Raw genomic sequence first — 24166 nt, 5'->3', positions numbered from 1 at the left:
CAAACTGCGTTACCCCTTAGCGCTTAGCGAAAATGTAGTTTCCATGGGGTAATGGTCCGACCCATAGCTGCTTTCATGAATAACGGTTTCTGCACTATTTAGGCCTTTATAGAATATGTAATCTATTTGCAGTAATGGGCCAAACGTTCCTAAGCGCCTTGCTTCACCTGGCCAGGTAGACCGCCTAGTAAACATGCCACTATCAAGCTGCGCTTGCTTGAAATGCTTACGCATAAGCATTATCGACTCGTTAAACGGCGTAGCGTTAAAATCGCCTGCAACAATGGTTGGTAAATTTAACGCTTGCTCAAGTTTAACCATTCGCTTGGCTTGAGCAATTTGGCTGTCTGCAGTGCGTGTTATCGCTTTTAAAGCATGAACATTAACCACAGCAATAGGCACTTCGTTTACGTTAACTTCAACAAACGCTTTACCTTCAACCGTTTTCGCTACCAATGGAAATTTAGAAAATGTTGCCAACGACGGCTTTTCAGGATGAATAGCATACTTACAATATTCTTTTACTTTAGGGAATGCCGCTAAGAAAGCAGGTAAATCCCATATTTCTTGCACCTGAATAACATCGTATTTAGTACAGTCGATAACGTTGGCAACTTCAGCATAATTTAAGTTGTGCGACATTTTGCTAAACGTGATGAATGTAAACTTCTGCTCGGCTGCGTTAGGAGTTAACGGCGCATCTAGCCCCGTGTATAAATTTATACTTGGTACTACAAAAGGAATGATAAATGAAGGCATGCAAATTATTATTGCCACCCATTTAAACCGTGAAGCTTTAAGCAGGTAAAATAACAGTGCAGCTAGTGCAATTGAAACGTAAGGCACCAGTTGACCAAAGAAATTTAAAAATTTAAACGCAATAACGCTGTCGTCAAAGATACCGACCAAGCTCCAGGCTGCCAGTAAAATTAATAACAAAAAAAGAAATGCTCTAACTACCGTTAGCATTACCCATATCCCTTGGTAAATATTCGGTTTGTGCGCTGTTAAGCCTTACAGCCACCGAATCGCGTTTGAATATTGTTGATTCGAACCAAATTACAAAAGAACGTTTTTTCACCTATCACCAATGCATAATCGTATACATTTTTAAATCTGGCGTAGTCGGTAACGTTGTTCATTTGTTTAATGGCTATTTCGATATCGCTTTTCGAAAAATCTCGCCAGTGTTTAAGCAACAAAAACACAATTTCTTTAGCAACGTATTCGTCTTTACTGCCATAGTTATTTGCCATAGAAACTGCACGAGAAAACTCACTATCGAATTCCCCCAATTTAGCTTTAACGCGAAATATATCCGCCCATGTTCTTGGCCAGGCAATACGTTGCTCGGCAGAGGCACGATATAGCGCGAGCGCTTTTAATAAGTACGCCTTTTTCTTTTTAGTGTCACTTTCTACAAACGCGCGTTTTTCGAAATACGTGCCCGCTGTTACCATGTAGTGAGGGTGATTAGGGTGAAGCGCCATCATAGTTTTTATGTTTGCTTCTAGCCCTTCATCATCGGCAATCTGAAACACCGCAGTATCGGTATACGAGTTAAGCTTATTCGTTACCTTAAAATAAAATACGTTTGCGGCGCCCCAGCGATAAGCAAAAACAATTACTACAACACATACAATTGATAGCAAAATCTTGGCGATATACTTCATTGCGTTAGCCTTACCCTATTACAGCATGAGAAAACAGTTTCTACTGTTTTTCATCAGAGTAACCATAGTAATCGTAGTAACCAGAGTATTCGTCGCCCTGCTTACTCACATCGGCGGCATTTAATATCACCCCTTCTATTACAGCGCCCGACTCTCGTAGTCTTCGAACTGCCGTCTTAACCACTTGCTTTTTAGTTGAGTCGGCTTTAACCACGAAGATTACACTGTCGACAACTTTTGCTAGCACTAAGGTATCGCTCACCGCTTGGCAAGGTGCAGAGTCGATAACTATTTTGGTGTATTTGTGCTTAAGCTTGTCTAAAAGTTTAGCGAATTTATCACCTGCGAATAGTTCTAGTGCGTTGTGCGCATAGTGCCCTGCTGGTAATAAATCTATGCCCGACTCGTTATCTTTAACAATGCAGCCTTCTACATCCATATCGGTGTTAAGCACATCACTAAGACCTTGTTGATAAGCAGGTAAACCAAAACGTTTAGCTAATGAAGGTTTGCGTAAGTCGGCATCGATAAGTAAAACCTTATCCATTTGCCCAAAGCTAAACGCCAAGTTTACCGACGTAGTCGACTTACCTTCACTAGGCACTGCGGATGTTACCAATGTAACCATGGTATTGTTGTCTAGCTGGCCTAGCATATGGCCGGTTCGAATGGTTTTTATTGCTTCGCTAAACGAACGGTATTCTTTATCGAAGTAAATATGCAAAGGAAGCGTTTGGTTACGTTTTACTTTGATCTTGGGTACCACACCCATGAACTTCGCCTCTAGCTCTTCTTCTACTTCAACTGAGCGTCGGAAGGTATTGTTTAAGAAGGTAAGTAAAATAACCACGAAACACGCAAAACCTGCACTCACAATAAGCGCTACGGCCAACAATTTAGCTTTAGCTGGTTTAATTGGGTAAAGCGGCGCTTTAGCCACATCTATAAAGCGAGCATTTTCTTCGTTAAAGTCACTGGTAATATCAAGCTCTTTGAAGCGTTTGCTTATCAACTCGTTTAATTCTGTTAGCCTTGCCACATTGGCGGTTAGCTTTTTAAGTTCAGTTTCTTTACCCGTACCGCTTACAAAGTCACTTTCAACAGTGTTAAGTTCATTTTTAAGGCTTTGCTCTGTTTGCTTTAAGTTACTAAGCTTTTGCTTTAAATCGACCATTTCGGTTTTAACACGTTCTGCAAGTTTAGCTTGTAGTTGTTTAAGCTCGGTATCGGCAGCAATATACTTTGGGTGCTTTGGCCCGTACCTACGGCTTACTTCGTTGAACGTAGTTTCTGCTGCAAGCTCCGCTCTGCTTAAATCTTGAATAGCCGCGCTTTCGTTGAACTGGCTTAATATACCGGTTTCAAGCACCTCTGCAGATTGGGTTTGGTTTAATATATTTTCTAAACGTATACGCTCACTACGTACTTCTAATAGCCTTTCATTCAGGTTTTTCAGCGTGTCCTGATTTAACGCTTGCATACCACCGTCTAAAGATACGATGTTTTCTTGTTGAATAAACGCTTGTAGTTCTGCCTCTGCCAGCGCTAACTCTTCAGATACGGTTAAACCGCGCTGCTGCAACCATTCAATGGCTTTGTCGGTTTGCTGCATTTTTGCACTTAAAAAGCTGTCGATGTATGCTTCACCCAAAGCATTTACTACATCGGCCGCTAGTTGTGGGTCTTCTGCCTGAAAACTAATATTAACTAACTGCGTTAATGCAACAGGTCGTACGGTAATGCCAGCTCTGTACCACTTTAAAGCGCGCTGAAGCTTGATATCTTCTTCAGATATTGAACTTTGCGCTTTGTCTTCTGGTGCGCCAACAAACTCTTTAACCGATGTTTTGATAATATTAAGCATCGATGTCTTATCAGCTTTTTCAGGCTTAGCATCGTCACTATTTAAGGCTACCAAATTTAGCTTGTTGATAACTTCTAACGCCAATGATTCAGATTGTAAAATTCCGAACTGGGTTTTCAAATATTCACGGGCGCCCATGTCCATGCCAGGCGCAGCATTACTTGAAACAGGAGTGGCGTTTTCTTTTTTGATATACAGGGTAGCTTTGGCTTCGTAAATAGACGGCAAACGCAAAATTAAAAGCGCAGCAATAACAGTAACGCCCGCAGAAAAGGTCATAATTTTCCACTTACTTCGCCACAGCGCTTTAACAAAAAGCCCTATATCGAGTTGTTTTTCGTCGGTACTATTAAAGTCATTATTGGTTGTTGTTCTGTTCATTACTAAATCTACTTCCTGTACCTTTTAGAAAAAGCTCTGTTTTACTGTTACCACATCACCTGGTTGCAGTAATTCGTCCATGCCAACATCTTGAAAAAGCTGAACACTGCCGCTTTGCAGCTTACGCTTAAGCTCAATACCATTTAAAGAGCCGCGTTCTGTTAAGCCCCCTGCTATAGCAATGGCTTGTGAAAGTGTTAACCCAGGCTGATATGGGTAATTTTTTGGCGACTGTACCTCTCCCAAAATATAGAAAGGTCGGTACTCAATAACATTTACGTCTACCTCGGGCTTCAGTAAATAGTCACCTATTAAGCCACCATAAATGAGCATGCGCACTTCTTCTGTTGTGTGGCCAGCTACCTTGATCTCTCCTAAAAACGGGTAAAGTACTTTTCCTGAAGTGCTTATCTTTGTATCGAAGGTTAAATCTGGCTCGCCGTGAACGCGAATACTAATGGTGTCGCCAGTATCAAGAACATAATCATTGCTTTGGGCATAAGAATTCAAGCAGAACGCCATACACAAAACGGTTAATGTTAGACGAAAAATACTCATAGCTGTGCTGTAACTCCAATGCTTAATTGTTGGTTATCGTAGTCAAAAAGAGGTTGATTTGAACTGTTAACTAGGAAGCGAAGCTGGGTATTAAACACCAACCATTTCGTTAAAGCCCGGTTGAAAGAGGTGTAAACGTAGTGCTGATTATCGTTACGTGACGAACCCTGTTCATCGCGTTTCTGGAAATCATAACCCACTTGAGTTGTGGTATGCTGCGACCAACTGTGACTCCAGTTAATGTCGAACGACGTAGTTAACGTAGCGTCATTGTCTGCAACGCCTTCTACGGTTCGTCTGCTTACACTTGTAGTCACTATCGAATAGGTTTTGGGAGACCATTCCACCTGAGCGTCTACCGCTAAGCTTGTTATATCATTTCTGCTTAAATCTTCGAACGACCTGTTCTCGATACCTATTTTAAATTTACCTGTTGTTTTGGCTAAGCCTTCCCAAATTGCGCCAAGCAAAAACGTTGTTGTGTCGGCATTTCTCGTCGGTTTACCAACTACTTCGTCTTTGTAATCAATAACACTGTGAGTGATGTCTGCGCTAAAATAAGTAACGTTGCCTGGACGATAGTAAAACCAAGCACTGGTATCGACTGTACTTCTATTGAATTGACGCGAAAACTCGTCGAAATTTGAATAATCAATTGAGTTAAACCCCACGCTAGAACCAAACTGTGCTCTAGCCGCTAAGCTTCCGAACTCATAAGAAAATAATGCGTTGCTACTTGAAAACTCGAGCACTTCATCAAACCGGTCTAGTTGAAATCGCGTTTGCTGAGACCCCCGCTTTTGATGCCCAAAGGTTTGGTCGAAGTTCCATTTAAACCGATGCCTGCTGGTTGGCTCCCACCCGCCGTTATATTTAATGAAAAAGTCAGCGTAATCGTCTTCACTGCTGGTCGAGTATTTAGCAATATCTGAAGAAAATTGTATTTGGTGTTCAGTTTCGCTAGGCGTGGCAGTGAACAACACGGAAGGCGAAACTTGCCAATAGAATGAGTCAATCTCATTAGTATCGGTTAGCGCAATGTTACTTTCATAACCGCTACCAATGTAAACAGATGGAGCGATCACTGCGCCGTTATCTAGCTTAATACCGTTACTTTCTTGCGCATTTAACGCTGTATTAAACAAAACTGACAACAAAGAGAGTGTTAATGTGTGATACAGCCTGTTCATTGTGCTCCCTGCAATTCGTACTTTCCACGTTCTTTTGTAATTTTATTACAAGCTTGCTATATGTTAACTAAATTTCGCGTCAACACTATGACATTTTTCTTTTTTTTTCGCTGACTTGAATTAACAGCTTGAATTAAGACGCATTTTAATTGCTAATTATGCTAAAGCTTTATTGCGTTTATCGACATATTAAACTAAAGCATTTATCGTTCCAACTGTTGGCCTACTATTCTAGCCCTTATATTTGAGCATATTCTAATGAAACTGTGGCGTGTATCTTTACTTTTAACAATACTTATTTGCTGCCAATCATGTGGCTCAACCTCAGTGCCCCCACAGGCTGATGAATATAACGCTAGAAACGACGAAACCGTTACCAGTAAGGTGAAATATTTACTGCAAAACCTTGGCCATCTATCGGAATGGCAAACGGTGACCAGGGTAAATCAGTGGGTTAATAACCAACTTCAACAAGGTACCGACCTTCAAATTTGGCAGGTAGAAGATTACTGGGCCTCGCCCTTGGAAGCGCTAATAAAAGGAGCTGCGGATTGCGAAGACTATGCGGTTGCCAAGTATTTTCTGCTTATAGAGGCCGGTGTACAGCCGTCTAAACTTGTGCTTAGCCATGTTGACTATAAATACCAAGAAGCCCCGCATATGGTATTGATTTATGAGAACATTGAAGATAACGGCTTCTATGTATTAGATAATATTGTGAGCGAGATAAAGCCTTCATTTTTAAGACAGGATTTAACCTATAAATACAGCTTTAACACCACAACGCTTTTTACCGGAAGGCCACCCACTTTTTCTGCCGTTAGCGGTAGCGATCCAAACCAAATAAAAGTGTGGGCTGAGTTACTTCAGAAATGGGAATATGAAAAGGCGCTTCTAGACTAGCCTTCCAACGAACTGCCTGACAACAGTGCACTAAATGCACCACAACAGTGCAGAACATGTAAAACCCCCACTTAATTTAACAACTTAGCAACATTCTGACTATTAATTTGGTGTCTATATTTTTTACACCTTAACAACTAAAAGCCCAAAAACCATCATCAACCACACCGTAAAATATTGATTAATAGTAAATAAAATATTGCGGCACAATTTTAGCATGCAGCCAAAACGCTATGTAAAATAACAACACAGTAGCAAGCGGAACGATTTGTGCTTCAGATTTACTCGATGTGTCATGACAGTGGAAGTGATGTAGTGCTGGAATGCATTTAGGGTATCGAGCTGTAAATCCCCCAATATTGATTGTGGAAAATTGATGGACAAAGGATCCCATACAATGAAGAAAATTCTCGCATTTTTGGCTTGTGCATTATGCGCTGCTTCAGCAAACGCTGCGTTTATAAGCTTACCAGACGGTTCAACTCCTAGCGATCCGCTAGTTGAATTTGAAGGCAATCGCTATAACGGCGCTCTAAACATTAATCGCGATATTCGCGTACTTACCCAGTTTCAGCTTACAGCGTTAGACCGAAGCACTGACGACTTGAATGGTGACGGCTTTTTAACCGTAGCATTTGCGTACTACTTTTATGACGCGGCAGCGCCTGTATTCATTACATGGGATACCATTTCTGACAATTCAGTTACATGGGACGAAATCGAAGCTAGCCAAGCTGGTGCCGATTCAAATGACGAACTCACTTTCGATAGCTTTTTCAAAGAAGTGGTTAGTGGCCCATACAACACTGCTAGAAAAGCTGCTGACGGTGAAGCAGATTACTTAGTGTTAGCCCTAGTTGAAAATACGTTTTACATTGGCCCTCAGTACTGGGGTTTGGATTTAATAGACCCGCCACCACCGGTATCTAGCGTTTCTACTCCAGCAACACTAGGTTTACTTTCTTTATCTGTGTTCGGCCTTTTAATGCGCCGTCGTAAGAACTAAGATACTTGCTATTAGCGACTTAAGGATTAGCCAATGAAAAAACTCTCTTTAGCAATTGCCGTGGCAGCGTGCTTAAGCACTTCAGCCTTCGCAATAGACATGCAAGTAGCATCACAGAAAGTAAGCGAAAGCCAACTGCTAGTTGAAACAAATTTATTATCGCAAGAAGAAGCTCCAGCTTACTTTGACATGGTGTCGGCTCAACTTGCTGCATCAGAAGATAAAGACGCGTTTATCACGGCTTTATTTAAAAATAACGCATCGCAAGCCAATGTGGTTTACGCCATTGCCAAGGCTAATGGCTACAACGATGACTACCTTATTGCTAAAGCGTTAAGCGAAGGTGTAGACCCTGCGGTAATGCTAGAGCCAACGGCGTTTGCACTTATACTGCCACCACCTCCTCCTCCACCACCTCCTGGCGGTGGCACGGGCGGCGGTGACATTCCACCACCACCACCACCAAGCACAGGCGGTGGCTCTGGAAGCGGTGGCGTGAGCATTTCAGGCAACTAAAACTGTTAGGAAATAAAAAGGCTCGCAAGAGCCTTTTTTTTATGGGATTTTATGCAGTCGGTTATTTATAGTTCGTTTCCGCGCCTTGCATTTTATACACTGCTTAGCGCATTATTTATTCTACCCATTCCTTTAGGCTCGAACAGACCATGGGCTTGGAGTATTTTTGAAGTTTTAATAAGCCTAACCACGCTTCTCTGCGTTTTTGGCATACCTTCGCAGTCTCTGCTTTCACGTTTGAAGCCCTATGCAATACTATTGGCACTATTTTGTTTAACACAGATTTATGTGGCGATACAGCTTATAAATATTGGCGGCGTGAGCATTTCGATAGACGCTACGCAAACACAAGTCTCGCTTGTTAAAGGCATAAGCTATTGCTTGTTTATTTGTTGTAGTGCTTGGCTACTAGACTCGCCAAAACGGCTAAAACAATTCGTGCTTTGTATTATTGGCGCTGTATTTCTTCAAGCGCTTTATGCCGTATACCTACAATTTTCAGGCATAACGCTAACGCCAATTTTTGGATATGAAATATATGAACGGGCTAACGGCAGCTTTGTTTATCACAATCATTTGGCTAATTACTTACTAATGGGTGGTGCGCTTGCCATTGGCCTTTTAATAAGTCAGTTAAAAAGACAAAGCAAGAATGAACAAAGCTTTAAACGTCTATTTATAGGTGCTATGGAAGCAATGATGAGCTCTAAATGGTTAATTCGCGTAGCTATTGTTACCATTGTTGTAGCACTAATACTTACCCGTAGCCGTATGGGAAATAGCGCGTTCTTTATTAGTTTACTCGCTACATCGGTACTCGCTTTAGTATTGATGAAAAAGCCACCACCTATGCTCAAGTGGCTAATTGTAAGTTTGGTAGTGGTTGATGTGGCCATTGTAGGGGCTATGTTTGGTGTTGATAAAATTAAAGAGCGTATTGACACTACATCTTTTGAAGGTGAAACAAGAGACGATGTGGTCACTATGAGCCTACCTTTAATTGAAGATACATGGCTTACAGGCACTGGTGCTGGTACTTTTTACACTGCCTTTCCAAAATACCACACGCAAACTATTCATTTGCACTACGACCACGCCCACAATGAATACTTACAGTTTCTAATTGAGTACGGAATAGTTGGCACTTTGCTTTTAGGCGTTGCGATTTTATATGCTTTGTATAGCGCCATAACGGCTCTAAGAACTAGAAGCGACCCAACTGCACAGGGGCTTGCCTTTGGTGCTGTAATGGCAATGGTCGCCATGCTCATTCATATATCCGTTGATTTTCCACTACAGGCCACCGCTAATGCAGTTACTTTTATTGCAGTATTAGTGATTGCCATTAAATGCAAAGAACGCAAAAGCAAAAGCCGAAGGCTAGTAAAAGTTAAATGACTTTCAGATACAAAAAAAGCAGCCTTAGCTGCTTTTTTTGTATTATCTTTCGCTTAATAGGCGTTCTTGTTAACGAACCCTTTGAACAAAGTAAACAATACTATTTTAAAATCTAACCAAAGCGACCAGTTTTTAATGTATTCAAGGTCGTACTCAACGCGTTTTTGCATTTTATCCAGAGTATCGGTTTCACCTCTCCAACCATTAACCTGTGCCCACCCGGTAATACCTGGTTTGATTCTATGACGAAGCATATAGTACTCAACTTTCTTGCGGTACGCCTCGTTGTGAGCCACAGCGTGTGGCCTAGGCCCAACTACTGACATATGCCCCTGTAATACATTAATAAATTGAGGCAGTTCGTCTAATGAGGTACGTCGAAGAAATGCACCTACCTTTGTAATTCGAGCATCATTTTTTGTAGCTTGAGTTACAGCATCTCCGTTTTCAGTAACCGTCATGCTACGAAATTTCCATACTTTAATTTTCTTGCCATCCATTCCGTATCGGTTTTGCTTGAAAATTACAGGCCCTTTTGAAGTTAACTTTACTGCAGCTGCAATAATTAGCATGGGAACAGAAATGATGGCCAGAATAACTGAGGCCAGCAGAATATCTTCCACACGCTTCAAAAAGTTCATCGCCCCTTTCATCGGTGAATCGAAGACGCTAACAGTTTGCATATCGCCTACATTACAGATACGAGAGTGAAGTAGGTTATATACAAAGAAATTGGGAACCAAATGAACCTGAGCTTTAGTGTCACCTAAAACGCGCAGCACCTGTTCAATTCGCTTGTTTGCGGTCATAGGTAGTGCGATAAAAACAGTATCGACTTTATCTGTTTCTACAGCTTGGTAAAGGTTTGAGATATTTCCGTTTAGCGATACTTCACGAGGCAGCTCTAAACGCGATGGCGCTCGGTCGTCATATACACCAACAATGTTGTACCCCGCTTCCGGTGTACTCTGGATCTCTTGGATTAATGCTAGCGTAGTTTCGTTGGCACCTATAATCGCTACAGATCGACTATTACGACCATTTTTTCGCGCAATAAATAACACATATCTAAATGCAATTCGCCAAGAACAAGACAGTGCCCAACTTGCGAAGAACCAAAGTGAGATAGTTATTCGAGAGTAGTCTTCCGTTGTTTTAGATATAAACATCCAAGCTACTACGGCGCCAACCATAAGAACATGACTTATTGAGGTTACAAATAAAATCTCTTTGCTGGTGCCCGTTCGCCACGAACGGTATAACCAAAGCATTTCAGCGCTAAAAAGGAACGCTACACACGCAATTACGCCAATTAAATAGTAATGTAAATTCAACTCGATGCCGTATAAGTGTGCAACAGCGATTAGCGATACTTGAATAAACAAAAGATCTAGAAAGCGAAAGAGTACCGCAAACTGGTTTATATTATTTCGGACGAAGCCTTTCTTACCCATGAGCATTTCCTTGCAAACATAGTAAAGGTTGGGAATATCATTATTTTATTGCTAGCTTCGCTTGCTTCTTAATGGCTAGGTTGACCGCTAACAATAGTTGGAGCTTTTAATCTCCTAGAGTTATAAGCAAAAATTAATCCATTATTCATTGGCTTACTCTATTTAATAATCAGTTACGTTATGCAAACCAGAAAGCAACATTGTGGCAACATAATTCACAAAACTATCGAGCTATATGCGTATTTTTATATAAAAAGGCACTGCTCCTGCGGTGTTGCGTGTAATTGTTTATATACAGCGGGGAAAAGTTAATTTCATACTAGAATTCAATATGGAAAAATCTTTGACGCTTCAAAGCTTTATACGAGCTTACTATTTTATGATTCCAATGCCATTAATACAAAAAAGCCTTAAATAACAGATGGATAAAACACAAAAAATCTAGAGAGACATTATTAAGATAAACAGAAAGGTTGTAAAAAAACTAGACAAAAGTCTAAGCAGTAATACCGATCATTTTAGCTGGCGTGATTCGAAAGAGAGTGTTGGCAATGTCTTCAGTCTGTTGACTAGCCACAACTTCGTAAGCGTCTTTCATATCATTAGGTCGGCGCTTTATATCGTGGGTGTCCGAAGCCACCATATCAATAAACCCTGCTTCTAACATGCTTATCGAGATATCTTGTACATGCTCTCCAAATCGTCCAGTAATTGCACCTGCGGTGACTTGAAATTTACAGCCTAAGTTTCGCAGCCAATTTACCTTTTCTGGCCGTTGCCATATATCACGATTTCTTTCAGGGTGTGGAATAAGCGGTTGAACGTTATTAGCTAAACACCACCTTATCAACTGCTCGGTTCCCGCTGGAATATGACTGTGGGGGAGCTCTAGCAAAACGACACTCTTGCCATCCAGTTCCCCCAAAAATGGAAGTTCACCCCTTCTTATCCATACGGGCACCATCTCACTGAGCCTTATTTCTGCTGCCCACGAAATAGTAAGTGGAATTTCGCTTTGTTTTAGCGCCGACTGAAAAGACTCGAACGCTTGGCTGATGGTATCTCTAGTATTATCAAACGTTCCGCTGTGAATATGAGGAGTACACACCATATGAGTAACACCTACGTCCGCGGCTTGGCGCGCCATAGCTAACGCCATTTCAACAGAGCGAGCACCGTCGTCGATTCCGGGTAAAATGTGACTGTGAACATCTATCATTATTACAACTACTTCCCTAAAAATTGGGATTATTTTTCTTAATCACTTACCAATGATATCACTTAACGGTTGTAAAGGCAGAGATTTTAAACAAGGCAGGAACTGTTGAGATGATGAATATAGGGAAAACATTACACAAACAACGTAATGTTATTTGTGTAATGGTGTTTCAATTGAAAGCGTAAATTAAGCTTTTTTAAGCTTTTTTAAGCTTTTTCTTTAGCTTTTTTAGTTTGCTTTCTTGCTTAGCAATTTTTGCCTTAGCTACTTTCATCTCTTTTTTGATTTCTTTTTTCTTAGCCATTTTTATATCCTTAGTTTCTTCTGTAGTGTATCGCTGGTTAACAGCATTTATTCTTCATTGTTTTCTTCAATGAACTCACGAATGAAGCGTCTTACTTCGCGAGCCGCAGACGTATCCAAAGAATCGCAAAGCGCGATAAACTGCGCTCTTTCTTCGTCATTAATACGAATAATCATCTGACTATTCTTTTTCTTCTTTTTATTGCTTTTTTCAGACATCTCGACCGCTTTCATAGGTAAGAAGCACCAATCCGAACTACAAACGTATATTCAATGTATATACATTTCAAGGTAAATAATGAACTTTTATTGATTTTTTTCATAAAAAAGTCACATAAACGTCACATGAGTGACTTGAGTATTCGACAAAGTTGTCCTGTCAACGCACCAAAATGAGAAGTATATGACACAAGCACAATCAACAACCCACCTATCTTGTTTCATTGAAGCTATCGCGCTTGCGAAGCACACAAAATGTGCATCACGAGATGACTTAAAAGTTCTGCTGCAACAAAAAGGTTATGAAGAAATTGTTGCGCTCAATACTGCTGAAGAGCTTGAGCCTCAGCTACCAATCGCCTCATAAGTCAGCTGGTTAAAATGACCCGTTTCATACCCCATGGCGAAGTGTATGTTCACCGGGAAGATCGCATACTTATTATTGAAGGACACGGACCTTGGAATGTAGAAGCGCTTCAACATTCAACCAACCAAGCTAAGTCGATACTAGAAGAGCTAAGAGGCGCACCTTGGGGGGTAATGGCAACCATTTATGGCGAGCCGATCCATGTACCTGATGCAGAAGCGCACCTCATTCAGCTTGTAAAAAAAGATATAGAGAATGGCAGAGTCGGCACCGCACTCCTTGTAGAAAAATCAAATTCGCCCAGTTTCGCCACGCAGCATTTCGGCAGTATCTATCAACGCGCTGGAGATAAAGTTGAAGTGTTTAACAACAAAGCGGCCGCTAAACGTTGGCTATTGGAAACCATTCAGTTAGCGCAGTGAAGCTAGTAAAAATAAAGTAAAGGGAAAGTAATGCTGTCTGCGATTCTAATTTATATATTTTTTAGCGCGGGACTACTGGCCGTTTTAAGATGCTTGCGCTTGTACAAGTAACGATCAGCACAATAATCAGTGGAGAAACAAAAGCGGAGCCTTTGTTTCTCTGAAATGGATTTCTTATTTAGGTGACCATTCGAATTGCTTGAACGGCTCATCAATCGGTGTTTCAGCTAAGTGGTTTGTATAGTTACTCATCACTTTTTGCGCCAAAATAAGAATAATTTCAAGTAGTTGCTGATGTTGGTAGCCAGCACTATAGAAGGCTTCTAGCTGCGCACTATCAATATTTCCTCGTCCGCGAGTTACGGCAAGTACGGTCTCTTTCAGCGTATTCAATTTGCTATCAGACAATGTTTCATCGTTACGTAGCTCTTCAATTAAATCATCACTTACTTTCATGCTTTTAGCAATGCCGGTATGCGCTGGTACACAGTAATGACATGCGTGTTCTACGTTTACTGCCTGCCAAACTACTGTTAGTTCTTCTGCGTTAAACGACGTTTCTTGCGCTAGCTTGTGTAGTACTTGATAACCTTCAAGCAACGTTGGCGCTTCTGCCATTACCGCATGAAGGTTAGGCAGCATACCGAATGCGCTAACCGAATTATCAATTAGTGGCTTTGACGCTTCTGGCGCTGTGTCTTTGGTATGTAATTTAAAATCGCTCATATCACTCTCCTTTCGATGTGACTAGAAACTAAAGTAACTCTTTTAGTTACTCTTACCTTTTTGAAGTGGAATTAATAATAGGTTTACTTGAACGATCGTTCAAGCGATAATTGAACACATGTTCAAAATATTCACGTATAAGGTATGCAGCTATGAAATATGACCACGATGACATTATTGAAAAAGCCACTACGCTTTTTTGGCAACGAGGCTTTCAGGCGGCCGGTATGCGGGATATTCAGCAGGCATTGGACATGCGCCCTGGCAGCATATATGCCCGCTTCCAAAGTAAAGAGGGCCTATTCAAGCTAGTTGTGGAATATTATGCTAAAAACAGTGCTGAGCGATTAAAGCAAGTAGCTGATTCTGACTCTCCCTTAACAGCACTTAGAGATTTTTTTGAAATAGCACTTACCGGGCCAGATGAAAAGCGCTACATGCGACAGTGCCTTCTTGTTAAGTCTATTGCAGAGCTAGATATTATTGGCGATATCGCAAAGAAAGCGGTGCTTGAAAGTATGCAAACCCTTAAAGCTGGGTTTAAAGAGATAGTTGAAAATGGTGTAGACAAAGGCGAATTACCAAAACATACACCACCTGAACTTGCCGCTGAATGGTTACAAAACCAGTTTGTTGGCTTACGGGCGTTTGCATTAATGCAAGAAGACGCTACTCAAATTGAAGTTATGATTGATAAGGTGTTACTCGATTTAAAAAGCGTTTGGCCAAACCTCAACACCCATTAAATTTTTGACCTCAATGCAATTCTACTTATTGGGGCAGAAAACACATAAGGAATGCGCCACTTTTCAATGATTTTCACTGCCAGCAAAGGAAGAAAAACACCTGCAGCTACACCTATACTTAAATGTAAGTACGCAGAAGTTATTCCAAATGTTTTTCCTAAAATTACACGGACGCCGCTACCGGCTAGTATGTGCATAACGTAGATAGCCATGGATGATGTTCCAATGAATACAATAAACCTGCTAGGCGTTTTAGACAAAGAAATAGACAAGCTTGAAACGAAACATATGGATATTATCGCTAAGACTAATGATTCAATGCCTTTATCAACAAACGTTTTACCAAGATAAAAGTGAAACCAATACTGCGAGATAGTGAACAGAATTGTCGTAACCAAAAGCATTAGCCAACTGCTTAAGTATAGCGAACATCTATGGTAGGAAAATACGATACCAAGCACAAAAAACACCAGATTGCCTGCTACAAAAAAGAACGCAGATATATCAGGGAGGTACGAGCGCTCTAAGTAGAGCAAAGCACAGAAAAATAAAAGTAGTATTGAGAAGCGTTTAGGCCATATTTTGTAGATAAGTCCACAAAGCATGAATATGATAAACAGCGTATATAGAAACCAAAATTGAGCGAAAGGCTGCCATAAGTATATCACCTCTGTGAGAGAGGTATTACTGTTAGTGAACTGCGAGAGAATTACACTTATCCCCCCTTGTATTAGAGTCCACAAAATATATGGATAAACAATGGTGTCAATTTTGTTTAAAGTTAAGTCTAAAAAACCGCGCTTTATAAATGATTGATAAAAAAAGAGACCAGATAAGAAAAAGAACAATGGCATATGAAAGCTATATATAAAGCTGTCTACTAGCGTAAATAACGAATCAGAAAAATTATATCCAGCTTCTTTCACTCCTCTGGCGACATGGCCATAAACAACTAAGATTATTCCTATTGCTTTGGCGTAATCTACCCACTCAGTCCTAATATCCCTATTCACTCTAACTTCCCTCAAATAAATGGAGGCAGACTAAAGGCCTCTCCGAAATACTTAGCTTAAAGCTAAACAAGTATTAATAAAGCTTTTTATAAATTTATATTCAAAAACTAAGAAAACAGCAACCGCAACAATTGCGCTATGAGTAAAATACCCATCAACGGCCAAATCCACTTCGCCCATTTGGCCGCATCTTCATTACTAATACGCATTTTAGAGCGCTCAATAAGTGGCACTATCAGCGCTAACGCGCCGAATAGCACAACTAGTAAAATTAACACTTCCATTATCGTAACCCTATCGCATATTTAAGCACTTGTTGTTTAGCAGGCTCCATGCGCTGCGCCACAGAAAGCAACTGGTTTCTTATCCATTTAATGGGGGTAATATCGTTACTAAACAAGGTATAGAACCCATCCATTGCGCTCATCATTACCAAGTTATCTCGTTTACGTGGTCTTTCATAGTCACTGATAAGCCTTTGCGAAAATACTTTATCGGTTATCGATAAGAGGCTGTTATTACCATTAGGTTTGAACTCTGAACTTACAGAAAGGAATGCTTCTACATCTTTAAAACCTAAATTAACGCCCTGCCCGGCAAGCGGGTTGATGGTGTGCGCGGCATCGCCAATTAACACACAGCAGCCTTTAACATAGTGATTAGCATGAGAACGGGTAAGCGGAAAAACCGCTTTGTCTACAACAGAAAAGCTGTTGCCATTTTTGGTTAATTCATTAGGAAAGGTTTTAAGAATTTCACTTTCTAGTTGGCTCGCTTTTAAACTTTTAATCCGTTTTAGTTCGTCGGGCGAGTCGTACCAAACTAGCGAGGCATAGTTGTCGAACATTGGCAAAAAGGCTTTGGGGCCGCTTGATGTAAACTGCTGCCACGTGACCGGTTCAACGGGTTTGTCCATTTTGATGGTGATGCCCATTGCCTGTTGCGCATACTGCCAACCTGTGGTGCCAATACCAGCTGCCTTTCTTACCTGAGAGTTTGCACCATCTGCGCCAATTAGCCATTGCGCTTCAAGAGTTCTGCCGTTTGAAAGACTAACCTTCGCCGTACTGGCTAACTGAATATCTTGTACCGCTTCGCCCGTGATTAGCTCAACGTTGTCAAACTGTTTTAGTGCTTCGTGGCATCCCAACTGCAACAAACGGTTTTCTACAAAGAAACCCAGCTGAGGCATGTCGATACTTTTTGCGGTAAAGTCTGTTCTATGGGCAGGGTCGTCCCACACGCTTAGGCCGGTGTAAGGTTTAGCGCGCATGGCCGCTATATGCTTCCAAGCGCCAAGGGCTTTTAAAAGCGTAACCGACGCCTCGCTGATGGCTGAAACCCTTAAGTCAGGGCCGTCCTCTGCGTTAAAAGATGCGGGTAGATACGGCTCTATCACTGCTACCTTAAACTGTTGTTGGGCAAGTCCCAAGGCTAGCGCAGCCCCCACCATACCGCCGCCATTTATACAAAAATCGACCATTTACTCTCCTTAAAACACGCACTTGCATTATGTCTTAAAACACAAAGCGCTGTGAAGTAAAACGTAGAACAGGCTTGGCTTAGATCAATTCTTCACGAATCGTCGTAAGACACTGGGAATATGCCTGCATAACAGGTAAAATATGCGGCTATTTTGAACATCTTCCTGTAACTGACATTTCCGATGCTTTCTGCATGGGCACTCTAAAGGCGCTATGCAGAATAACATTCTGGTAGACACCTTAGCTAAACGAAAGGTGATACTGCATTCACTTACAGGAACACTAACAGGTTATCGAATAGTTGTTATGACTAAAAAGCTGTATATCAAAACCTGGGGCTGCCAAATGAACGAGTACGACTCGGAGAAAATGGCAGACTTACTAGACTCAACACACGGCTATAGTGCTGCAGAAAGCGCTGAAGAAGCCGATGTTATCCTGCTTAACACCTGCTCTATTCGCGAAAAGGCGCAAGAGAAGGTTTTCCACCAGCTGGGACGTTGGAAAACACTTAAGCAAGATAAACCTGAACTTATTATTGGTGTAGGCGGCTGTGTGGCTTCACAAGAAGGCGATACCATACGCCAGCGCGCACCTTTTGTAGACTTGGTATTTGGCCCGCAAACACTGCACCGTTTGCCTGAAATGATCAACGAACTTCAGGGCGGCGCGAAGTCAGTCATTGACGTGAGCTTCCCTGAAATTGAAAAGTTTGACCGTTTGCCTGAGCCACGTGCTGAAGGACCAACAGCATTCGTTTCTATTATGGAAGGCTGTTCAAAATACTGCACATTCTGCGTAGTGCCTTACACCCGTGGTGAAGAAGTAAGCCGCCCTGTTGACGACGTACTGCTTGAAATTGCGCAGCTTGCAGGTCAAGGCGTACGTGAAGTAAACCTTCTAGGTCAAAACGTTAACGCATATCGCGGTGAGAATTACGACGGTACAATTTGTCGTTTCTCTGAATTGCTTGAATTGGTAGCGGCCATCGACGGTATCGACAGAATCCGTTACACCACATCTCACCCGGTTGAATTTACTGACGACATTATAGAGGCATATGCGTCTATTCCGGAGTTAGTAGACCATCTACATTTGCCTGTTCAAAGCGGCTCTGACCGTATATTGAACTTGATGAAGCGTGGCCATACAGCAATCGAATACAAATCTAAAATGCGTAAGCTGAAGAAAATTCGCCCGAACATTAGCTTATCGAGCGACTTCATTATTGGTTTCCCAGGTGAAACAGATGCCGACTTTGAAGCCACCATGGATTTGATTCAGGCTGTTGATTACGACCTTAGCTTCAGCTTTATTTACAGTGCTCGCCCAGGTACGCCTGCTGCCGACGCAGTAGATGATGTAAGCGAAGAAACTAAGAAGCAGCGCCTTCATCTATTACAGCAGCGCATTACGCAACAAGCGCTTCGTATTGCTCGTCACATGGTTGGCACAGAGCAGCGAATTTTGGTTGAAGGTCCGTCTAAGAAAAACCCGATGGAGCTTTCAGGACGTACTGAAAACAATCGCGTAGTAAACTTTGAAGGCACACCAGATATGATTGGTGAATTTGTTGATGTAAACATCACAGACGTATTTACCAACTCACTACGTGGCGAAGTTGTGCGCAGAGAAAGTGAAATGGGCTTGCGTGTTGCCGTTTCGCCCCAATCTATCATGGCAAAGCATCAGGCAGATTTGCCCGATGAGCTTGGCGTGGGTCAATTTAACCCAGCCTAGATACATTTTATAGCGAGGAAAAAAGTAGCTTGAGTACATTGGTTAGTAACGAATTTGATTTAGAACCGGCAGATAGCAAACGTTTGTCGAGTTTATGTGGCCCCTTTGATGACAACATTAAACAAATTGAGCGCAGGTTAGGCGTAGAGATTACCTACCGGAATAACGCGTTTAAGGTGTTGGGTGAACCGCAGCAAATAAAAAGTGCCAGCGAATTACTTAAGCTTCTTTATATAGAAACTCAGCCTATTAAGGGCCGTATTCCTGAGCTAGAAGCAGAACAAGTTCATCTTGCCATTCAAGAAGCCCGCGTTATCGAAAAAGACGCCACTGGCGGCTATGGCAAAGAAGTGAATATTAAAACCAAGCGCGGTGTTATTAAGCCGCGTAACCCTAACCAAGCGCAATATGTGGCGAACATTGTAAACCACGATATTACCTTTGGTATTGGACCTGCCGGTACGGGTAAAACCTACCTAGCCGTTGCCGCTGCTGTGGACGCACTTGAACGCCAAGAAATTCGCCGTATTTTGCTTACCCGCCCTGCGGTAGAAGCTGGTGAAAAGCTCGGTTTCTTGCCCGGCGACCTTTCACAAAAAGTAGACCCGTACCTTCGTCCGCTTTACGACGCTCTGTTTGAAATGCTGGGCTTTGAAAAAGTCGAAAAGCTAATGGAGCGCAACGTGATTGAGGTTGCGCCGCTTGCCTATATGCGTGGCCGAACACTAAACGACGCCTTTATTATTTTGGATGAAAGCCAAAATACAACGGTAGAGCAAATGAAAATGTTCTTAACCCGTATTGGCTTTAATTCGAAAGCAGTGATCACCGGTGACATCACGCAGGTAGACTTACCTCGCGGTGCAAAGTCAGGTCTACGCCACGCTATTGAAGTATTAAGCGAAGTGGATGATATTTCTTTCAACTTCTTCAACGCTGAAGACGTGGTGCGCCACCCTGTGGTTGCGCGTATTGTAAGAGCATATGAAGTGCACGACGCTGAACAAGAGCGCCTTCGCAAAGAACGTAAAGAAGAAGCGTTGCGACTTCAACGTGAACAGGCTTCTCAAAACGATAGCGCGACACAAACGAAAGACGACAACGCATCGTGACCGCCATTATTGATGTACAGCAAGCGTTTGAAGGTGACGAAGCCATTTTGTTGGCCATTCCCTCACCTTCAGAGCTTGAGCGTTGGGCTAATGCAGTGCTCAAGTATGAAGGCTTAAGTGATCAAGAAGTGACTATCCGCTTTACTGACGAAGCCGAAAGTCAAAGTCTTAACCACGAGTACAGAGGGAAAGATAAGCCCACGAATGTGTTGTCTTTTCCATTTGAGGCACCTCCAGGCATTGAAATAAACTTATTAGGCGACCTCGTTATCTGTGCCCCGGTTATAAGCCGTGAAGCTGAAGAGCAACGAAAACAAGTGAGCGATCACTATGCCCACATGACGGTTCACGGGTTATTGCATTTAATGGGTTACGACCATATTGATGATGCGGAAGCTGAGGAAATGGAAAGCAAAGAGATTGATATTCTTGCAAGTCTTGGCATTAATAACCCCTACGAAGTTAGCAACTAACAAAAAACCATAAACTGTTGTTATAAAAGCACTTTAACACTTAATAACAATAAAACATTGACGACCAGCACGAACCATTTTAACGTTGGCGTTGACCTAACAATTAAACGGACATTATGAGCGACGATAACCCTCACTCTACCAACGGCTCCTCAGGCAAGAGTTGGTTAGATAAACTAAAAAATTCGATTTCTGGCGAGCCGAAAAGTAAAGAAGAGTTAGTATCGGTTATTACTGATGCTGAACAAAACGAAATTATTGACCCACAAACCCGAGAAATGATTGAAGGGGTTATTGGGGTAAATGAAATGCGAGTGAGAGATATTATGATCCCTCGCGCTCAAATGACCACTATCGATGTAGAGAAGAAAGTAGAAGAATTTCTACCTTTAATGCTTGAATCTGCTCACTCCCGTTTCCCCGTTATTAGTGAAGATAAAGACCATATCGAAGGTATTTTGCTTGCAAAAGACCTTTTGGCTTTTGCTTTTAACGCAGAAAAAGAGTTCAATTTAAAAGATATACTGCGCCCTGCGGTTATTGTTCCAGAGAGCAAACGCGTGGACGTTCTGCTTAAAGAATTCCGCCAACAGCGCTACCACATGGCTATTGTTGTAGACGAATACGGCGGCGTGTCCGGCCTGGTAACAATCGAAGATATTCTCGAGATCATCGTGGGTGAAATTGAAGATGAGTACGATACCGAAGAAGATGGTACCGATGATATTCGTCCTTTAAATAAGTCGACCTACTCGGTTAAAGCGTTAACCCCAGTGGATGATTTTAACGAGTTTTTTGAAACCAAGTTCAGCGAAGAAGAAGCGGACACTATTGGCGGCATTGTGCTAAAAGCCTTTGGCCATATGCCTGAAACCAATGACGAAATCACCATCGGCGATGTTCAGTTCAAAGTGACTAACTCTGATAAACGCCGACTTATTCAACTAAAGGTTTCAGTGCCTTCATTGGAATAGAGACATCGTCACAATAACGTTTATTTCAGCATAGGGTAGCGCGAATTTTTAAGCGCTTACCCTGTGAATACAAAACCTATCAATCACCATCAGATGACTTCTATGCTGAAACGGTTTATCCCTCACTTTCTTCTTCTGCTAAGCGGTGCTAGTTTAACGCTGGCTTTTGCCCCATTTAATATGTGGCTCTTAACTATTCCGGCCCTCGCACTTGCTATACGTCAAGTTATCAAGCTGAAGCATCGCCCATTTTTAGCCGGATGGTTATTTGGCGCAGGCTGGTTTGGGGCTGGAATAAGTTGGGTACATGTAAGTATCGCCGACTTTGGTGGCCTTCCTCTTATTGCCTCTGTCGCACTCATGGCATTGCTATGCGGTTATTTAGCGCTGTTCCCAGCGCTTGCCACCAGATTCACCGCCAAGTATTTTTCACCTCAGCTATGGCCCATGGCACTGCCTTTTTTCTGGATTGTAGCTGAATGGCTTAGAAGCTGGATGTTAAGTGGTTTTCCATGGCTATCGTTAGGCTACAGCCAGTTGGAAAGCCCGCTGTCTGGCTTTGCACCTATTATTGGCGAAACGGGAATAAGCGCGCTTATCGTTATTAGCGCTACCCTATTTGCTTTAATACATAATAAGCGAACTTTCGCTAATGCCACATTGGTGGCGCTGTGTTTGTTTACCAGTGGCTATCTGCTTAAACAGCATACTTGGGTTACCCCAAACAAAACCTACTCTGTAGGCATGGCGCAGGGCAACATTGCGCAAAGCTTGCGATGGGTGCCGGAGCAAGATGGACCTACTATGGATACCTATTGGAAACTAACCGAAAGCTTGTGGGATAACGACCTCATCATTTGGCCGGAGGCCGCGGTTCCCAAGCTTGAGCCATTGGCCCAGCCTTACCTTGCTAAAGTTAATGAAAGAGCTTTTAACGAAAACACCGCGCTTATTACTGGAATTGTTAACTACAACTGGGAGACAGACGAAGCGTGGAATAACCTTATCGTGCTTGGTAAACGCACGCCAGATGCTACATACCCTGACTACCAATATTTCCACAATAACCGGTTTTCCAAGCACCACCTATTACCTGTAGGAGAATTTGTGCCTTTTGAAGATTGGCTTCGCCCCCTCGCCCCCCTATTCGACTTACCTATGTCGTCGTTTTCTCGTGGTGACTATCAGCAGGCTAATCTTGAAGCTAATGGCATTCACTTAGCGCCTGCTATCTGTTTTGAAATTGCGTTTCCTCACCAAGTGATGGCTAACGTATATGAAGATACAGACATGATAATCACCGTAAGTAACGACGCGTGGTTTGGGCACTCCCACGGCCCAGCTCAGCATTTGCAAATAGCGCAAATGCGCGCCCTTGAGTTGGGGCGCCCCGTCGTTAGAGCTACAAACAATGGCATAACGGCTTTTATCAACCATAAAGGTGAAGTAACAGCTCGTCTGCCGCAATTTATAGCAGGTAATATTTCAGCGCCAGTTGTTGCAACTCGCGGTTTTACTCCCTATTACCATTTACAGGAGTTGGGTGTTTGGGCGCTTGTGATTGTATTGATGGTTTCTGCCATAGCACTCAAAAGACGGTATTTCTAATGCTTTAAGTGTCACGTCAATATCAAGTCTGAAATTAGGAAAAAAAGAAAATAACGTTAATTGCAAGGAGGCAAAATTGAAAGATAAAGAAAAAATTGCAATGTTTATTGATGCTGATAATGCACCTGCACAAAAGATAGACAAGGTACTCTCTGAATTGGCTCGCTATGGTGTAGTCAATATAAGAAAGGCATATGGAAACTGGAAAAATCAAAATTTAAAGTCATGGGAAGACGTTCTACATGAATTTGCAATTCAACCCATCCAACAATTCGATCTCACAAAAGGCAAAAATGCGACAGACATGGCGCTAGTCATTGATGTTATGGATGTTTTATATACAAAAGATATAGACGTTATTTGCCTTGTTTCATCAGATTGCGATTTCACTCCCCTTGTTACCCGCTCATTAGCAGATGGAAAATTTGTGATAGGCTTTGGCGAGAGAAAGGCGCCACTAGCTTTTGTTAATAGTTGCTCTCGTTTTCTTTACCTTGATAAGGAAAACGAAAAAGAGCTTCCCATTCAAAAAGAAGCAAAAAATATAAAAAGTGACACACGGTTAATAAATCTACTTAGACAGGCGATTGAAGCAGTAGAAGAGCATGATGGTTGGGCAATGCTGGGGCCCATTGGCACACACATATCAAATCACGCGTCGTTCGACCAGCGTAATTATGGCTTTAAGAAATTGAGTGATTTGTTTCAGGCAATCGACCTTTTTGAAATGAAGAAAACCCATGGTTCTGTTTTATGGGTAAGAGATAAGAAAAAAGCGAAGCAGTTCAACAAAATGAAATAAATAATAAAACGGCTC

25 protein-coding genes are annotated in these 24166 nt (G+C 42.0%); 13 read left to right on the top strand and 12 right to left on the bottom strand.

Translation table 11 applies throughout. The features are described 5' to 3' along the window. Nucleotides 1–9: 9 nt before the first annotated feature. Genes ACXAER_RS15755 through ACXAER_RS15735 form a run of 5 tightly spaced genes read right to left on the bottom strand, consistent with a single transcriptional unit; the run spans nt 10 to nt 5666 of the window. Complete coding sequence (locus tag ACXAER_RS15755; protein ID WP_474830900.1) at nt 10–969, bottom strand: endonuclease/exonuclease/phosphatase family protein; 960 nt, start codon at nt 967–969, stop codon at nt 10–12. Between the two features lie 38 nt (nt 970–1007). After that, nucleotides 1008–1673, bottom strand: a complete 666-nt coding sequence (locus ACXAER_RS15750; RefSeq protein WP_474830898.1) for a hypothetical protein — start codon at nt 1671–1673, stop codon at nt 1008–1010. A gap of 40 nt (nt 1674–1713) precedes the next feature. Beyond that, the gene (locus ACXAER_RS15745) at nt 1714–3918 is read right to left on the bottom strand and encodes a GumC family protein (RefSeq protein ID WP_474830896.1); all 2205 of its coding nucleotides are present in this window, start codon (nt 3916–3918) and stop codon (nt 1714–1716) included. A 24-nt stretch (nt 3919–3942) separates the two neighbouring features. Beyond that, nucleotides 3943–4476, bottom strand: a complete 534-nt coding sequence (locus ACXAER_RS15740) for a polysaccharide biosynthesis/export family protein (RefSeq protein ID WP_474830894.1) — start codon at nt 4474–4476, stop codon at nt 3943–3945. Then, nucleotides 4473–5666 (bottom strand): outer membrane beta-barrel protein, encoded by a 1194-nt coding sequence (locus ACXAER_RS15735; RefSeq protein ID WP_474830892.1) that lies wholly within the window; start codon nt 5664–5666, stop codon nt 4473–4475. The genes ACXAER_RS15740 and ACXAER_RS15735 overlap by 4 nt, the downstream gene beginning before the upstream one ends. A gap of 327 nt (nt 5667–5993) precedes the next feature. Here ACXAER_RS15735 and ACXAER_RS15730 point away from each other — a divergent pair, with 327 nt between their 5' ends. From ACXAER_RS15730 to ACXAER_RS15715, 4 genes are all read left to right on the top strand, one after another. After that, entirely contained in the window at nt 5994–6569 is a 576-nt protein-coding gene (locus tag ACXAER_RS15730; protein ID WP_474830890.1) for a transglutaminase-like cysteine peptidase, read from the top strand. Between the two features lie 397 nt (nt 6570–6966). Then, nucleotides 6967–7575 carry an MYXO-CTERM sorting domain-containing protein gene (locus ACXAER_RS15725; protein WP_474830888.1) on the top strand — a complete coding sequence of 203 codons (609 nt, stop codon included), beginning with the start codon at nt 6967–6969 and terminating at the stop codon, nt 7573–7575. Between the two features lie 33 nt (nt 7576–7608). Continuing rightward, on the top strand, nt 7609–8091 hold the full coding sequence (locus ACXAER_RS15720) for a hypothetical protein (protein ID WP_474830886.1): 483 nt from the start codon (nt 7609–7611) through the stop codon (nt 8089–8091). Between the two features lie 288 nt (nt 8092–8379). Continuing rightward, a complete protein-coding gene (locus ACXAER_RS15715; RefSeq protein WP_474830884.1) occupies nt 8380–9489 on the top strand; it encodes an O-antigen ligase family protein in 1110 nt (369 codons plus the stop codon). A gap of 53 nt (nt 9490–9542) precedes the next feature. Here ACXAER_RS15715 and ACXAER_RS15710 read toward each other — a convergent pair whose 3' ends face one another. The 3 genes from ACXAER_RS15710 to ACXAER_RS15700 all read right to left on the bottom strand — a co-directional run bounded on the left by ACXAER_RS15710 (nt 9543) and on the right by ACXAER_RS15700 (nt 12684). Further along, entirely contained in the window at nt 9543–10943 is a 1401-nt protein-coding gene (locus ACXAER_RS15710; RefSeq protein WP_474830882.1) for an undecaprenyl-phosphate glucose phosphotransferase, read from the bottom strand. 496 nt (nt 10944–11439) lie between these two features. Further along, nucleotides 11440–12162, bottom strand: coding sequence for a tyrosine-protein phosphatase (locus ACXAER_RS15705; protein WP_474830880.1), 723 nt, complete (start codon nt 12160–12162; stop codon nt 11440–11442). Nucleotides 12163–12513: 351 nt separating this feature from the next. Then, entirely contained in the window at nt 12514–12684 is a 171-nt protein-coding gene (locus ACXAER_RS15700; protein ID WP_474830878.1) for a hypothetical protein, read from the bottom strand. Nucleotides 12685–12868: 184 nt separating this feature from the next. On the opposite strand from ACXAER_RS15700, the gene ACXAER_RS15695 reads away from it, so the two are divergent. Together ACXAER_RS15695 and ACXAER_RS15690 are read left to right on the top strand one after the other, a co-directional pair. Next, entirely contained in the window at nt 12869–13051 is a 183-nt protein-coding gene (locus tag ACXAER_RS15695; protein ID WP_474830876.1) for a hypothetical protein, read from the top strand. Nucleotides 13052–13065: 14 nt separating this feature from the next. Beyond that, nucleotides 13066–13473: a hypothetical protein gene (locus tag ACXAER_RS15690; RefSeq protein WP_474830874.1), complete on the top strand. Its 408-nt coding sequence runs from the start codon at nt 13066–13068 to the stop codon at nt 13471–13473. A 174-nt stretch (nt 13474–13647) separates the two neighbouring features. Here ACXAER_RS15690 and ACXAER_RS15685 read toward each other — a convergent pair whose 3' ends face one another. Beyond that, nucleotides 13648–14199 carry a carboxymuconolactone decarboxylase family protein gene (locus ACXAER_RS15685; protein WP_474830872.1) on the bottom strand — a complete coding sequence of 184 codons (552 nt, stop codon included), beginning with the start codon at nt 14197–14199 and terminating at the stop codon, nt 13648–13650. Nucleotides 14200–14351: 152 nt separating this feature from the next. Between ACXAER_RS15685 and ACXAER_RS15680 the strand changes: the two genes are divergently transcribed. After that, the gene (locus ACXAER_RS15680) at nt 14352–14945 is read left to right on the top strand and encodes a TetR/AcrR family transcriptional regulator (protein ID WP_474830870.1); all 594 of its coding nucleotides are present in this window, start codon (nt 14352–14354) and stop codon (nt 14943–14945) included. On the opposite strand, the gene ACXAER_RS15675 is transcribed toward ACXAER_RS15680, so the two are convergent. The 3 genes from ACXAER_RS15675 to ACXAER_RS15665 all read right to left on the bottom strand — a co-directional run bounded on the left by ACXAER_RS15675 (nt 14942) and on the right by ACXAER_RS15665 (nt 17441). Then, the gene (locus ACXAER_RS15675; protein ID WP_474830868.1) at nt 14942–15958 is read right to left on the bottom strand and encodes an acyltransferase family protein; all 1017 of its coding nucleotides are present in this window, start codon (nt 15956–15958) and stop codon (nt 14942–14944) included. The genes ACXAER_RS15680 and ACXAER_RS15675 overlap by 4 nt on opposite strands. 107 nt (nt 15959–16065) lie before the next feature. Continuing rightward, nucleotides 16066–16242 carry a hypothetical protein gene (locus tag ACXAER_RS15670; protein ID WP_474830866.1) on the bottom strand — a complete coding sequence of 59 codons (177 nt, stop codon included), beginning with the start codon at nt 16240–16242 and terminating at the stop codon, nt 16066–16068. Next, nucleotides 16242–17441: an FAD-dependent monooxygenase gene (locus ACXAER_RS15665; RefSeq protein WP_474830864.1), complete on the bottom strand. Its 1200-nt coding sequence runs from the start codon at nt 17439–17441 to the stop codon at nt 16242–16244. Before ACXAER_RS15665 ends, ACXAER_RS15670 begins: the two co-directional genes overlap by 1 nt. 307 nt (nt 17442–17748) lie before the next feature. On the opposite strand from ACXAER_RS15665, the gene miaB reads away from it, so the two are divergent. The 6 genes from miaB (at nt 17749) to ACXAER_RS15635 (ending at nt 24151) form a co-directional block, all read left to right on the top strand. Further along, nucleotides 17749–19182 (top strand): tRNA (N6-isopentenyl adenosine(37)-C2)-methylthiotransferase MiaB, encoded by a 1434-nt coding sequence (miaB, locus tag ACXAER_RS15660; RefSeq protein ID WP_156078169.1) that lies wholly within the window; start codon nt 17749–17751, stop codon nt 19180–19182. A gap of 29 nt (nt 19183–19211) precedes the next feature. Beyond that, nucleotides 19212–20294 (top strand): PhoH family protein, encoded by a 1083-nt coding sequence (locus tag ACXAER_RS15655; RefSeq protein ID WP_474830862.1) that lies wholly within the window; start codon nt 19212–19214, stop codon nt 20292–20294. Continuing rightward, a complete protein-coding gene (ybeY, locus tag ACXAER_RS15650; RefSeq protein ID WP_474830860.1) occupies nt 20291–20767 on the top strand; it encodes an rRNA maturation RNase YbeY in 477 nt (158 codons plus the stop codon). The genes ACXAER_RS15655 and ybeY overlap by 4 nt, the downstream gene beginning before the upstream one ends. A gap of 116 nt (nt 20768–20883) precedes the next feature. Next, nucleotides 20884–21741, top strand: coding sequence for a CNNM family magnesium/cobalt transport protein CorC (gene corC / locus ACXAER_RS15645; protein ID WP_334059216.1), 858 nt, complete (start codon nt 20884–20886; stop codon nt 21739–21741). 102 nt (nt 21742–21843) lie between these two features. Then, nucleotides 21844–23349, top strand: a complete 1506-nt coding sequence (gene lnt, locus ACXAER_RS15640; RefSeq protein ID WP_474831280.1) for an apolipoprotein N-acyltransferase — start codon at nt 21844–21846, stop codon at nt 23347–23349. 76 nt (nt 23350–23425) lie between these two features. Then, entirely contained in the window at nt 23426–24151 is a 726-nt protein-coding gene (locus ACXAER_RS15635) for an NYN domain-containing protein (RefSeq protein WP_474830858.1), read from the top strand. Nucleotides 24152–24166 lie beyond the last annotated feature (15 nt).

This window comes from Alteromonas sp. AWJ4_199 (assembly GCF_056159165.1).
This window is presented reverse-complemented; position numbering and strand designations above follow the sequence as displayed.